This window comes from Rhodopseudomonas palustris, from assembly GCF_007005445.1.
Taxonomy (GTDB): domain Bacteria; phylum Pseudomonadota; class Alphaproteobacteria; order Rhizobiales; family Xanthobacteraceae; genus Rhodopseudomonas; species Rhodopseudomonas palustris_G.
Window position 1 is genome coordinate 3,454,534 of the sequence record NZ_CP041387.1, and the last position, 12,235, is coordinate 3,466,768.

Annotated in this window: 13 protein-coding genes; 6 read left to right on the forward strand and 7 right to left on the reverse strand. The window is 63.1% G+C overall.

Going from position 1 to position 12,235, the window contains the following annotated elements; all coding sequences use genetic code 11:
* Position 1 precedes the first annotated feature (1 nt).
* The 4 genes from rfbC (FLL57_RS15760) to rfbG all read right to left on the reverse strand — a co-directional run bounded on the left by rfbC (FLL57_RS15760) (position 2) and on the right by rfbG (position 3,783).
* Complete coding sequence (rfbC, locus tag FLL57_RS15760; RefSeq protein WP_142883373.1) at positions 2 to 547, reverse strand: dTDP-4-dehydrorhamnose 3,5-epimerase; 546 nt, start codon at positions 545 to 547, stop codon at positions 2 to 4.
* The gene (locus FLL57_RS15765; RefSeq protein ID WP_142883374.1) at positions 544 to 1,803 is read right to left on the reverse strand and encodes a class I SAM-dependent methyltransferase; all 1,260 of its coding nucleotides are present in this window, start codon (positions 1,801 to 1,803) and stop codon (positions 544 to 546) included. Before FLL57_RS15765 ends, rfbC (FLL57_RS15760) begins: the two co-directional genes overlap by 4 nt.
* 47 nt (positions 1,804 to 1,850) lie before the next feature.
* A complete protein-coding gene (rfbF, locus tag FLL57_RS15770) occupies positions 1,851 to 2,633 on the reverse strand; it encodes a glucose-1-phosphate cytidylyltransferase (protein WP_142883375.1) in 783 nt (260 codons plus the stop codon).
* 91 nt (positions 2,634 to 2,724) lie between these two features.
* On the reverse strand, positions 2,725 to 3,783 hold the full coding sequence (gene rfbG, locus FLL57_RS15775) for a CDP-glucose 4,6-dehydratase (RefSeq protein WP_210244232.1): 1,059 nt from the start codon (positions 3,781 to 3,783) through the stop codon (positions 2,725 to 2,727).
* Between rfbG and rfbC (FLL57_RS15780) the strand changes: the two genes are divergently transcribed.
* From rfbC (FLL57_RS15780) to FLL57_RS15805, 6 genes are all read left to right on the forward strand, one after another.
* Positions 3,776 to 4,528: a dTDP-4-dehydrorhamnose 3,5-epimerase gene (rfbC, locus tag FLL57_RS15780; protein ID WP_349627434.1), complete on the forward strand. Its 753-nt coding sequence runs from the start codon at positions 3,776 to 3,778 to the stop codon at positions 4,526 to 4,528. The genes rfbG and rfbC (FLL57_RS15780) overlap by 8 nt on opposite strands.
* A 158-nt stretch (positions 4,529 to 4,686) precedes the next feature.
* Positions 4,687 to 5,667 carry a GDP-mannose 4,6-dehydratase gene (gmd, locus tag FLL57_RS15785; protein WP_013503982.1) on the forward strand — a complete coding sequence of 327 codons (981 nt, stop codon included), beginning with the start codon at positions 4,687 to 4,689 and terminating at the stop codon, positions 5,665 to 5,667.
* 5 nt (positions 5,668 to 5,672) lie between these two features.
* Positions 5,673 to 6,644, forward strand: coding sequence for an NAD-dependent epimerase/dehydratase family protein (locus FLL57_RS15790; protein ID WP_142883377.1), 972 nt, complete (start codon positions 5,673 to 5,675; stop codon positions 6,642 to 6,644).
* A gap of 243 nt (positions 6,645 to 6,887) precedes the next feature.
* On the forward strand, positions 6,888 to 8,300 hold the full coding sequence (locus FLL57_RS15795; RefSeq protein ID WP_142883378.1) for a mannose-1-phosphate guanylyltransferase/mannose-6-phosphate isomerase: 1,413 nt from the start codon (positions 6,888 to 6,890) through the stop codon (positions 8,298 to 8,300).
* Between the two features lie 68 nt (positions 8,301 to 8,368).
* The gene (locus FLL57_RS15800) at positions 8,369 to 9,865 is read left to right on the forward strand and encodes a phosphomannomutase/phosphoglucomutase (protein WP_142883379.1); all 1,497 of its coding nucleotides are present in this window, start codon (positions 8,369 to 8,371) and stop codon (positions 9,863 to 9,865) included.
* A 138-nt stretch (positions 9,866 to 10,003) separates the two neighbouring features.
* Positions 10,004 to 10,348 carry a hypothetical protein gene (locus tag FLL57_RS15805; RefSeq protein ID WP_013503986.1) on the forward strand — a complete coding sequence of 115 codons (345 nt, stop codon included), beginning with the start codon at positions 10,004 to 10,006 and terminating at the stop codon, positions 10,346 to 10,348.
* A 113-nt stretch (positions 10,349 to 10,461) separates the two neighbouring features.
* Here the strand turns inward: FLL57_RS15805 and FLL57_RS15810 are convergent, their stop codons facing one another.
* The 3 genes from FLL57_RS15810 to msrA form a co-directional block, all read right to left on the reverse strand.
* Entirely contained in the window at positions 10,462 to 10,707 is a 246-nt protein-coding gene (locus FLL57_RS15810) for a hypothetical protein (RefSeq protein ID WP_047307350.1), read from the reverse strand.
* Between the two features lie 239 nt (positions 10,708 to 10,946).
* Complete coding sequence (msrB, locus tag FLL57_RS15815; protein ID WP_013503988.1) at positions 10,947 to 11,360, reverse strand: peptide-methionine (R)-S-oxide reductase MsrB; 414 nt, start codon at positions 11,358 to 11,360, stop codon at positions 10,947 to 10,949.
* Positions 11,361 to 11,390: 30 nt separating this feature from the next.
* Entirely contained in the window at positions 11,391 to 12,101 is a 711-nt protein-coding gene (gene msrA, locus FLL57_RS15820) for a peptide-methionine (S)-S-oxide reductase MsrA (RefSeq protein WP_013503989.1), read from the reverse strand.
* Between the last annotated feature and the right edge of the window lie 134 nt (positions 12,102 to 12,235).

Here is a 12,235-nt window from a genome sequence, read left to right on the forward strand (position 1 = left end):
GTTACGGCGTCAGCGCCAGATCGCCCAGGCCAGGCAGAACCGCGTCGCGCGCGCTGATCACCTCCGGCGGGTGCGGCCAGACGATCCCGACCTGCGCATCGTTCCAGTTCAAGCCGCGGGCAAGATCGGCCTGGTAAGGCTGTGCGATCTGATACGCCACCATGGCCTCGTCGCTCAGCGTCAGAAAGCCGTGGGCGAAACCCTGCGGGATGTACAGCGCCAGATGATTGTCCGCGGTCAGTTCCTGGCCGAACCATTGCCCGAACGTCTTCGATCCGGGGCGGATATCGACCGCAACGTCATAGATCGCGCCCTGCACGACGCGGACCAGCTTGTCCTCCATCCGCGGCGCCGCCTGGAAATGCATCCCACGCAGCGTATGGCGGCGCTGGTTGAAGGAAAAGCTGCACTGATCGATCTCCGGATTGAGGCCTCGCTCGCGGAACGTCGTGGCGCAGAAGGTGCGCATGAAGAATCCGCGCTCGTCGCGAAACGGCTCGGGCTCGATCACGAAGCAGCCGTCGAGCGGAGTCGGGACGATCTTCATGCGCGGACCGCGTCGACGATCTTCGGCGTCGGGATCGGGATGATGAACTTGCCGCCCCAGTCGGCGATCGCCGCCATCTGCGCGGTGATTTCCTTCTCCAGATTCCACGGTAGAATCACCAGGTAGTCCGGCTTGGCCTCGGTGATCGCCTGCGGCGCCAGGATCGGCAAACGCGTGCCGGGCAGGAACATGCCCTGCTTGTGCGGCGACATGTCGACGGTGAAGTCGATCATGTCGGCGCCGACGCCGCAGTAGTTCAGCAGCGTGTTGCCTTTCGCCGGCGCGCCGTAGGCGGCGATGGTCTTGCCTTGGCGCTTGAGGTCGATCAGCAGCGAGAGGAAGGCCCGCTTGGTTTCGCGGACCTTCTCGGCGAACGCCAGATACGGCGCGTCGGTGTCGAGGCCGAGCCGTCGCTCGAGCTCGCGGACCTCCGCCAGACCGGGACCGTCGATGTGGCCGGCGTCCTTGCGGCAGGCGAACAGCCGCAGTGATCCACCGTGGGTCGGCAGTTGCTGGACGTCGAACACGCGCAGACCCTGCGCCGCGAAGATGCGCTCGCAAGCCAGCAGCGACAGATACGAGAAGTGCTCGTGATAGATCGTGTCGAACTGATTGAGCGCGAGCATGTTGGCGACATGCGGGAATTCGAAGGTGGCGACGCCCTCGGCGGCGAGCAGGATCGAGAAGCCTTTGACGAAATCGTTGATGTCCGGAACGTGGGCCAGCACGTTGTTGGCGGCGGTCAGCCGTGCGCGCTTGCCGCTCGCGACCAGTTCCTGCGCGGTCGCCGCGCCGAAGAACTTCACAATGGTCGGAATACCGCGCTCTTCCTGCGCAACCTTGGCGACCGACGCGCTCGGCTCGATCCCGAGCACCGGGACGCCGGCCTTGTCGAAGTACTGCAGCAGATAGCCGTCGTTGCTGGCGATCTCGACGACGAGATCGGACGGGCCGATGGCGAAACGCCGCCGCATGTCCTCGGTATAGCGTTCGGCGTGGGCGAGCCACGACGTCGAATACGAGGAGAAATACGCGTAGTCCTCACGGAACAGGTCGTCCGAGCGGAAGAAGTTCTGCAATTGCACCAGCCGGCACGATTCGCAGACGAACGTGCGCAGCGGATAGAACGGCTCCGGACCATCGACCCTGGATGCGGTCAGGTAGTCGTTGGAGATCGGCGTGCTGCCGAGATCCGCGACCAGAATCCGGAGCGGAGTCCCGCAATGTCTGCAAACGTGGCTTGCCGTATCAGTCATGAACAAAATACCTTGGGGTGTGCCGCCGGATCGAACTCGGCCGGCTGCTACCAGATCTTCCACGGGGCCTTGGACGAGGTCCAGAGCTGCTCGAGATATTGCTTGTCGCGCAGCGTATCCATCGGATGCCAGAATCCGTGGTGCTTGTAGGCGCTGAGCTGACCGTCGCGCGCCAACCCTTCGAGCGGCTCGCGCTCCCAGATCGTGGCGTCGCCGTCGATGTACTTGAACACTTCGGGAGACAGCACGAAGAACCCGCCATTGATCCAGCCGAGCTCACCGTCGGGCTTTTCCTGGAAGCTGGTGACACCGTCGTTGTCGTCGAAATTGAGGGCGCCAAATCGGCCCGGCGGGCTGACCGCGGTGATGGTCGCGAGCTTGCCATGGGAACGATGGAAGCTGAGCAATGCCGTAATGTCGACGTCGGCGACGCCATCGCCATAGGTCATACAGAAAGGAGCATTGCCGACATAGTCACCGACACGTTTGATGCGACCGCCGGTCATCGTCTCCGAACCCGTGTCCACCAACGTGATAGTCCAGTCTTCAGCGCGCTTTTTCTGATATATGATCGAGTTGTCGGCAAAATTGAATGTGACGTCCGATTGATGCAGAAAGTAATTCGAGAAATACTCCTTGATCAGGTACCCCTTGTAGCCAAGGCACACGACGAACTCTTTGATACCGTGTGCATGGAATATCTTCATAATGTGCCACAGGATTGGCAGGCCGCCGATTTCGACCAGCGGCTTTGGTCGCACAGAGGTCTCCTCTGCGATCCTAGTCCCCATGCCCCCCGCCAGAATGACGGCTTTGTTCACCACGTTCATCAGGTTCAGCGCCCCTACGCAACAAAGGCAAGCCCGTGCCTCTAAGTTTCGACCGAATTAATCATAGCTCCAAATCGTCGAAAACAAGGGATCAGGCGCCACAGTAGCGACCGATCTGCTCCATTGTGATCTTCGACGCGATCTTCGGATCTGCATAGAACTCGCGATACCACTCCGCAGTCGCGCGCAGTGTCTCAGCCAGCGCCCAGCGCGGCCGCCAGTCCAGCCTTTGGCGTGCCTTGGTGCTGTCGAGCACGAGCAATTCGGCCTCATGCTGCACCGCCTTGCCATAGACGATGTTGGCAGCCTTCCATTCCGAAGCAAGGGTATCCAGAAGAGTACGCACCGGCACACAATCTGCGACGTCCGGCCCCAAATTCCAAGCTTCGCCACTCCCGGACTTGCCACTGGTCATGCGATCCAACAAAGCAAGATAGCCGTCCACGAGGCAAAGGACGTGCTGCCAAGGGCGTGTAGCGGAAGGATTTCGGACTTCAAGCGGCGTATCGGCGATTGCCGCTCGGACATAGTCCGGGACCAGGCGATTCTCCGACCAGTCCCCGCCTCCGATGATGTTACCACCCCTCGCACATTCGATCGCCATCGCGCGCCCCCACGATGGAAGTGAAGCGCGATAGCTTGCGATCGCTATCTCGGCTGCCGACTTCGACGCGCTATAGGGATCCGCTCCGCCGATTCGATCATTCTCTCGATAGGGATGAATCCAGTTGCGGTTTTCATAGACCTTATCGGTCGTGATACACAAAACACCCGCGACACAATCGTTGCGCCTTGCTGCTTCGAGAACGTGAACCGTGCCAAGCACATTAGTCCGGTAAGTCTCGACCGGATGCGAATACGAAGCAAGTACGAGCGGTTGAGCTGCAAGGTGAAGGATTAGCTTGGGGCGACACGCCTCAACACAGGCAAGTACGGTATCGAGATCGCCAATATCGCCTATCGTATGGCTGACCAGAATGGCTTCCGCATCGGTCGCGTCGAAAAGATTTGGCTTGGTAGTCGGGGAAAGAGCAAGCCCGTGGACGCGCGCGCCGAGCCGATGGAGCCAATGACAAGCCCAAGTCCCGGTAAACCCCGTGTGTCCGGTTACGAGAATGTCGAGCCCGGCGAGGTTTCGATAAGTGCTCACGGGCGATTCCTCCCCACGGTACCCAATCCACAATTCCGCCCGCGTAGCATGTTGCCGACCAGATAGCCACTGGCACAAGCTGAGGGCGCCTTGCCAATCAATGCCGTTTGCGCATAAGACGGACATTGTTTTTCATGGTGAGAATCGTCCTAGGTCAACCATCAAAGCGCCGATTTTCGAGGCTTTATTCATGCAAATTCGCGAACTCGACATCCCCGGCGTCAAATTGCTGTCGCCGAGACGATTCTCGGATGATCGCGGCTGGTTCTCGGAAAGCTACAATCAGAAGACGCTCGCTCAGTTCGATATTCATTGGCAGTTCGTTCAGGACAATCATTCCTACTCGAAGCATGCCGGCACGATCCGCGGGTTTCATTTTCAGGCGCCGCCGCATGCCCAGGACAAGCTGGTCCGCTGCGTCCGTGGCAGCATCGTCGACATCGCGGTGGACCTGCGCGCCGGCTCGCCGACCTATGCGAAATGGGTCGCGGCGGAACTGTCCGCCGAGAACGGCGAACAACTGTTCGTTCCGGTCGGATTCGCGCATGCTTTCATCACGCTCCAGCCCGATACCGAAGTGCTCTACAAAGTGACCAGCTTTTATGCGCCGGAATCCGACGGCGGCGTTCGATGGGACGATCCTACCATCGGGTTTCCGTGGAAACTGCCCCCGGGCGCCCCGCATCTGTCGGCCAAGGATGCCAAGCTGCCGCGACTGCAAGACATCGAAACGCCGTTTCGGTGATCGCGCCGGAACGTAGTTGGCCGGCGCCGGGCTTCGATCCGGACCGGTCCGCAACGCCCGGCCCGGCTCATCTCTTGACTTTCCGGGCCGGTCTGACTTCTAACCGTGCCCAGGCGCCCGAAATCCCGGGTCTTTTCTGAACGTTCGAAAGTGGCAAGATGAAGCGGGCTTTGATCACCGGCGTGACCGGACAGGACGGCGCTTATCTGGCCGCACTGCTGCTGGAAAAAGGCTACGAGGTTTTCGGCCTGGTGCGGCGGTCGAGCTCGGCCGATGTGATCGACGCCAAGCTGCGTTGGCTCGGTGTTCACAACGATGTCCGCTTCGTCGACGGCAATCTGCTGGACCTGTCGTCCCTGATCCGCGCGATGCGCGACATCAAGCCGGACGAAGTCTACAATCTGGCGGCGCAGTCGTTCGTCAAATCGTCCTGGATGCAGCCGATTCTGACCGGCCAGGTGACCGGCCTGGGCGCGGTGAACGTGCTCGAGGCGGTACGGCTCGACGCGCCGCAGGCGCGGTTCTACCAGGCGTCGTCCTCGGAGATGTACGGCCTGATCCAGGAGCCGGTGCAGAGCGAGACCACGCCGTTCTATCCGCGCTCGCCCTATGCGGTCGCCAAGGTCTATGCCCACGGCATGACGGTCAACTATCGCGAGAGCTTCGGTCTGCACGCTAGCAACGGCATCCTGTTCAATCACGAGTCCCCGGTCCGCGGCATCGAGTTCGTCACTCGCAAGGTCACCGACGGCGTCGCCCGCATCAAGCTCGGTCTGCAGACCGAGCTGCGACTCGGCAATATCGACGCCAAACGTGACTGGGGCCACTCCAAGGACTACGTCCGCGCGATGTGGATGATGCTGCAACAGGACAAGCCGGAGGACTACGTCATCGCCACCGGCCGCACCACCACGGTGCGCGACATGTGCCGCATCGCATTCGCGCATGTCGACCTCAACATCGACGATCATCTGGTGATCGATCCGGACCTGTTCCGGCCTGCGGAGGTCGACGTGCTGCTCGGAAATCCGGCCAAGGCGCGTAGCAAGCTCGGCTGGGAACCCACGATCACACTCGAGCAGATGATCCAGGAGATGGTCGAAGCCGATCTTCGCCGGGTTCGGCAGCAGATCGGTTAGCGCCGATGAGCTCGTCGACGCCTGCGCGGCTGTTGGTCACCGGCGCCACGGGGTTCGTCGGTCATCATCTGGTCGACACATTGGGCGCGCGTCTGCCGGAGAGCGAGATCCTGCTCGCCGATCGTCAGACTTCGTCGCTCCACGCCGGTTCACGGCGTCGCTTCGTGCGTCTCGACGTCAGCGACGCCGATGAGGTCGACCGGCTGATCCGGACCGAGCAGCCCACCCATATCGTTCACCTCGCCGCCGTGGCTGCGGTAACCGCCGCGAATTCCGATCAACGGCTCGCCTGGGCGATCAATTTCGGCGGAACGCAGAATCTCGCGCTCGCGGTGTCCGCATTCGCGCCGGATTGCCGGCTGCTCTATTGCAGCAGCGCTGAAGTCTATGGTGCCAGCTTCAAGTCTGGCCGGCCGCTCGATGAAAGCGCCTTGCTCGATCCGGTCAATCCGTATGGCGCAGCGAAAGCGGCCGCCGACATCATGTTGGGCCAGATGGCGCGCAGCGGACTACGGGTGCTGCGGCTTCGTCCGTTCAATCACACCGGCCCCGGCCAGACCCCGCAATTCGCCATTCCGGCTTTCGCCTCGCAGATCGCCAGGATCGAACGCGGCGAGCAGGAGCCGGTGATCAGCGTCGGCGACCTGTCGAGCCAGCGCGATTTCCTCGATGTACGGGACGTGGTCGACGCCTATCTCCGAGCGTTGCTGCGATTCGACGACCTGCCGAACGGCGCGGCAATCAATATCGCCTCCGGCGTCGCCCGGCCGCTGCAGGAAGCGCTCGACAGCCTTCTGTCGCTGACGTCGTCGAAGATCGAGGTGACGGTGGATCCGCAACGGCTGCGGCCGAACGATACGCCGGTCGCTTTCGGCAACGCCGCGCGAGCAGCCGAGTGGCTCGATTGGCGCCCGGCCCACGACTGGCCAGACACCATCGCCTCGGTTCTCGAGTACTGGCGTGGACAGACTGGCTGAAAGGGAAACGCGATGCACGGTTCAGGCAAGTGCCGCATCATCGATCGCCCCGGCGGCAGTCCGGCCACAGCCACTGGGGTATGAGGATTCAGTATTGACACGTCCCTGCCGGCGCGCAACCGGCCGGGTAACACGACCATCCCGTCCTGCCGATGCCACCCCGATCCGGGGCACCTCGTCTGCAAGCCGGCTGTTCTTGCCACTGCCCCGATGCCGAGGCTAACCTTGATCAACGAGGACTCGATGGACAACCGTATCATTCCCCTGATCATGTGCGGCGGCGCGGGGACGCGGCTTTGGCCTGCGTCGCGGGAGGTGCGTCCGAAGCAGTTCCTGCCGCTGTTCGGCAAGCGCTCGACGTTTCAGGAGACGCTGCTGCGGGTATCCGATCCTGCGCTGTTCGGTCGGCCGATCGTGATGACCAATACGGGCTATCGCTTCATCGTCCTGGAGCAGCTCAGCGAGCTGGGCATCGAGGCCGATATCCTGCTGGAGCCGGCGCGCCGGGATTCCGGCCCGGCGATCGCCGCCGGTGCGGTCCTGGCCGATCAGCGCGATGCGAATGCCGTGGTTCTGGCGCTGGCGGCGGATCATGTGGTCCGCGATACGCGCAGCTTTGTCGAGGCCTGCCGCGCCGGCAAGGTCGCCGCCGACGAGGGCTTCATCGTGACCTTCGGGGTGAAGCCGGAACGGCCCGCGAGCGACTACGGCTATATTCGCCCGGGTGACCGGATCACCGACGGCGTGTTCAAGGTCGGGACATTCGTCGAGAAGCCCGACGCGGCGACGGCCGCGACCTATGTCGAGCAAGGCTATCTGTGGAACAGCGGCAACTTCATGTTCCGCGCGGCCTCGCTGCTGGAGGAGTACCGGCAGCATGATCCCGACAGCATCGCCAGCATTACCGAGGCGGTGACGGGCGCCGGCCGCGATCTCGGCTTTGTGACGCTCGCGCCGGAGGCGTTCGGCCGGGCCAGGGCGATCTCGGTCGACTACGCGGTGATGGAAAAGACCGCACGCGCCGCCGTGGTGCCGGTCGATTGCGGCTGGTCCGATGTCGGCTCGTGGCACGCGGTGTGGGAGCTGTCCGACAAGGACGACCACGGCAATGCCGCGCAGGGCATGGCGGTGTTCGAGGACAGCCGCAATTGCAACGTGACCTCGGACAAGGCGCTGGTGGCGCTGGAGGGCGTCGACGATCTGGTGGTGGTGGCGACCACGGACGCGATCCTGGTGTCGCGCCAGAAGGATGCCAACGGCCTGAAGCGCCTGGTCGCCAAACTCAAGACGGTGGCGCCGGAAGTGACCCAGCAGCATCTGCGGGTGCATCGTCCCTGGGGCAGCTACCAGTCGCTCGACACCGGCGACCGGCATCAGGTCAAGCGCATCGTGGTGAAGGCCGGCGGCCGGCTGTCGCTGCAGAAGCATCACCACCGTTCCGAGCACTGGATCGTGGTGCGCGGCACGGCGCTGGTCACGGTCAACGATCTGGTCAAGAACGTTCACGAGAACGAGTCGATCTACATCCCGATCGGGGCGACCCATCGGCTCGAGAACCCGGGCAAGATCCCGCTGGAGCTGATCGAGGTCCAGACCGGCAGCTATCTCGGAGAAGACGACATCATTCGCATCGAGGACGACTACCGGAGGGCCTGACGGCCGGCGTCGCGCGGGCTTTCCGCAAACCCGCATCCCTGTTCTATCGTTGTGTGAGTTGTCCGCCGATGTTTCCGACGCCGCAGCCGCTTCTGACGGCCAATACCTACGCCTACGAATCCGAGCCGATGGTCAAGCCCACCGGCTTCCGCGAATACGACGCGCGCTGGCTGTTCGGCCAGGAGATCAACCTGATGGGCGTTCAGGCGCTCGGCATGGGGCTCGGCACGCTGATCGCCGAGCTCGGCCGGCCGCAGGAGATCGTCACCGGGCACGACTTCCGCGGCTATTCGGCGTCGATCAAATACGCGCTGATCGCCGGGCTGATGGCGTCGGGCTGCAAGGTGCACGACATCGGGCTGGCGGTGACGCCGATGGCGTATTACGCGCAGTTCGATCTCGACGTGCCGTGCGTCGCGATGGTCACCGCCTCGCACAACGACAACGGCTGGACCGGCGTCAAGATGGGCGCCAACCGGCCGCTGACCTTCGGCCCCGACGAGATGAACCGGCTGAAGCAGATCGTGCTCGGCGCGGCGTTCAAGACCGGCAGCGGCTCCTACGTCTTTCACCCGAACTATCCGGCGCGCTACATCGCCGACCTGACCAAACACGCCAGGCTGAAGCGCAAGCTCAAGGTGGTGGTCGCCTGCGGCAACGGCACCGCCGGCGCGTTCGCGCCGCAGGTGATGGAAGCGATCGGCTGCGAGGTGATCCCGCTCGACACCGAACTCGACCACACCTTCCCGAAGTACAATCCGAACCCCGAAGACATGGAGATGCTGCACGCGATCCGCGACGCGGTGCTGCAGCACAACGCCGATCTCGGCCTCGGCTTCGACGGCGACGGCGACCGCTGCGGCGTGGTCGACGACACCGGCGAGGAGATCTTCGCCGACAAGGTCGGGGTGATGCTGGCGCGCGACATGTCGGCGATCCACCCCAACGCGCGCTTCGTGGTCGACGTCAAATCCACCGGCCTGTTCGCCACCGATCCGGTGCTGCAACGGCAGGGCGCCAGGACCGAATATTGGAAGACCGGCCACTCCTACATGAAGCGCCGCACCAACGAGAGCAACGCGCTCGCCGGCTTCGAAAAATCCGGCCACTTCTTCTTCAACGCGCCGCTCGGCCGCGGCTATGACGACGGCCTCGTCTCGGCGATCGCGATCTGCGAGATGCTGGACCGCGCGCCGGGCAAGTCGATGTCGCAGCTCAAGGACGCGCTGCCGAAGACCTGGTCGTCGCCGACGATGTCGCCGCATTGCGCCGACGAGGTGAAGTATCGGGTGATCGACGAGGTCGTGAAGCACTTCGAAGCCGCACAGGCGAACGGCGATCTCGTCGCCGGGCAGAAGATCCGCGATCTCGTCACCGTCAACGGCGTCCGGGTCACCTGCGCCGATGGAAGCTGGGGGCTGGTGCGGGCATCCTCGAACAAGCCCGAGCTGGTGGTGGTGGTCGAAAGCCCGGTGTCCGAGCAGCGGATGCACGACATGTTCGAAGCCGTGAACCTCGTGCTGCGCCAGCATCCCGAAGTCGGCGCGTACAATCAGACGATCTGACGATCTCGGCTGCGAACCGGCGTTTTGATTTGGCGACCGATATCGACTACAGGGTGCGAACACCTGCAGCCTGAGCCGCCTGGAAGCGCTCTGGATTCAGCGGACGGAGACCGGCCCATTCGACGTCTTGGCTACATCTTGCGTTTCGCAACAGCCATCGCGGCGGGCTTCGCCCTTACCGGCTGCTCGTCGATTCTCGATGCGTTGCCGGATGGTGGCGACAAGGCGCCGAAAGCCACTGTGACGGCGGTCGATCTCAAGCGGGTCGGGGAAGAAACCAAGCTGCCGCAGCCCTGGGAGATCGCAGGGCCGATCGAGGCCGATCCGGTCACGGTGACGCCGTGGATCGTCTGCCTGCGCAGCAAGGCGCCGGACCAGACGCGGCAGACCTACGCGCTGTTCTACAAGGCCGGCAAGCTCGAAACTTATCGGTTCGCGGCGATCGTCGACCGCTGCGACGAGCAGAGTTTCAGAGCGTTCTAGATCGCGATCGAACCAGCGCTCGTCAAACCGGGATCGGCCGAACCCGGACTTGCAACCTTGTTTGGACGCGTCTGTTCGCCGAAGTCGGCACCAACTCGCTTAAAATCGCGGGATCACGAAGCGCGGCGCTCGAGCGGATACTCCTCGCTCTCGTACAGCGTCCGGATGCCCTTGTGGTCGAAGCGGGCCTCGTCGACCTGCAGATAGGCGCCATTCAGACAATCGGCCGGCAGCTCCTCCATCGCATAGCGCACCGCTTCCGCCGCACGGCTAAAGCGGCGATAGGCGACACCGGTGCGGCGCTTCTTGCGGATCGCTGCGGGAAACAGTTCTGCGGACGTGTCGTAGCTGAACGCCATGGCGAAATAGCCTCCTCGAGATGGGGATACGCCACACGGGGACACGATCATGATCGGCGCCGGCGGCTTCAATTCCGATCCTCCCTATATAGGCACGATGCACGGATTTGCGACCCGCCGCCCTCGGCTGCAAAGCTATCCGAATGAATCTGCTGATATTTTTGATTCCAAAGATGCGAAAAGCGGGTCCCAAAGGGCACCCGCTTCTGCTCATGATCCTGACGGACGGAATGGATCAGCTATTTCGGCTGGAGCTTGAGCGCCGCCGAGTTGATGCAGTAGCGCAGACCGGTCGGCCCAGGGCCGTCGGGAAATACATGACCGAGATGGCCGCTGCAGCGCGAGCACAGCACCTCGGTGCGGATCATGCCGTGGCTGACGTCACGTTCTTCGTCGATCGCCTCGGCCTGCGCCGGCGTCGTGAAGCTCGGCCAGCCGCAGCCGGAATCGAACTTGGCATCGGACTCGAACAGCGTCTGACCGCAGCCGGCGCACACATAGGTGCCGGGCCGGGTCTCGTATTCATACTCGCCGGTGTACGGCCGCTCGGTCGCCTTCTCGCGCAGCACGGCGTACTGCATCGGCGTCAGTTCCTTGCGCCACTCGGCCTCACTCTTCTCGATCTTGCCGGGAGAGGTCTTGGTGTCGGACATCGTTCCTCCTGAAATCGTCGGGCCCCGCCTTCAGTTGGTGGCCTTGACGCTGCTCACCAGCGTCGGCTTGTCGAGATACTCCGTCGGAAACAGCTTCTTCAGGGCCTCGATCTTGGGCAGGTCGTTGTAGACAATATAGGGCTGATTGGGGTGCAGCGTCAGGTAGTCTTGGTGATAGGTCTCCGCCGCATAGAAGCCGTCGAGCGGACCGACCTTGGTGGCGATCGGCGAGCCGAACACTTTGGCGGCGTCGAGCTGCGCGATATAGGCCTCGGCGACCTTCTTCTGCTCGTCGCTGGTGGCGAAGATCGCCGACCGATACTGCGGCCCGACATCCGGGCCCTGGCGGTCGAGCTGGGTCGGATCGTGCGCGACAGAGAAGTAGATCTGCAGCAGTTTGCCGTAGGAGATACGCTTCGGGTCGTATTTGATCTCGACCGCCTCGGCGTGGCTGGTGGTCCCGGTCGACACCAGCGGATAGCTTGCAGTCGCCTTGCTGCCGCCCGCATACCCGGACAACGCGTTCACCACGCCGGCCGTATGCTGGAACACGCCCTGCACGCCCCAGAAACAACCGCCGGCGAATACAGCGGTCTGAATCCCGCCGGCCTCTTTGGCATCGAGCTGCGGCGGCGGAATCACCACCGGCTCTTCGGCGGCCCGAGACGGTCCGAGCGTGGACCACGCCAGCGCCCCCACGACGGCGGCGCAGAGAGCAAGACGATCAAATGAAGTGCGCATGAGCTGTCCTCGCGAGGTTGAAGCCGAGGCCGTTGTCCTGGCTGTTGCGCTCAAGATACGGGGCTCGCGCCGGGCTGTTACGCAGGCGCAGACACGAGTTCGTGACTGTCACCTCTTGTCAGGAGCGAGTCCGC

Bases quoted from the DNA above. Each gene is read 5' to 3' on its own strand.
- FLL57_RS15790 (WP_142883377.1), top strand. From the start codon at position 5,673: ATGAGCTCGTCGACGCCTGCGCGGCTGTTGGTCACCGGCGCCACGGGG.
- msrB (WP_013503988.1), bottom strand. From the start codon at position 11,360: ATGTCCGACACCAAGACCTCTCCCGGCAAGATCGAGAAGAGTGAGGCC.
- FLL57_RS15765 (WP_142883374.1), bottom strand. From the start codon at position 1,803: ATGACTGATACGGCAAGCCACGTTTGCAGACATTGCGGGACTCCGCTC.
- rfbC (WP_142883373.1), bottom strand. From the start codon at position 547: ATGAAGATCGTCCCGACTCCGCTCGACGGCTGCTTCGTGATCGAGCCC.
- FLL57_RS15800 (WP_142883379.1), top strand. From the start codon at position 8,369: ATGTTTCCGACGCCGCAGCCGCTTCTGACGGCCAATACCTACGCCTAC.
- FLL57_RS15795 (WP_142883378.1), top strand. From the start codon at position 6,888: ATGGACAACCGTATCATTCCCCTGATCATGTGCGGCGGCGCGGGGACG.
- rfbF (WP_142883375.1), bottom strand. From the start codon at position 2,633: ATGAACGTGGTGAACAAAGCCGTCATTCTGGCGGGGGGCATGGGGACT.
- FLL57_RS15810 (WP_047307350.1), bottom strand. From the start codon at position 10,707: ATGGCGTTCAGCTACGACACGTCCGCAGAACTGTTTCCCGCAGCGATC.
- gmd (WP_013503982.1), top strand. From the start codon at position 4,687: ATGAAGCGGGCTTTGATCACCGGCGTGACCGGACAGGACGGCGCTTAT.
- msrA (WP_013503989.1), bottom strand. From the start codon at position 12,101: ATGCGCACTTCATTTGATCGTCTTGCTCTCTGCGCCGCCGTCGTGGGG.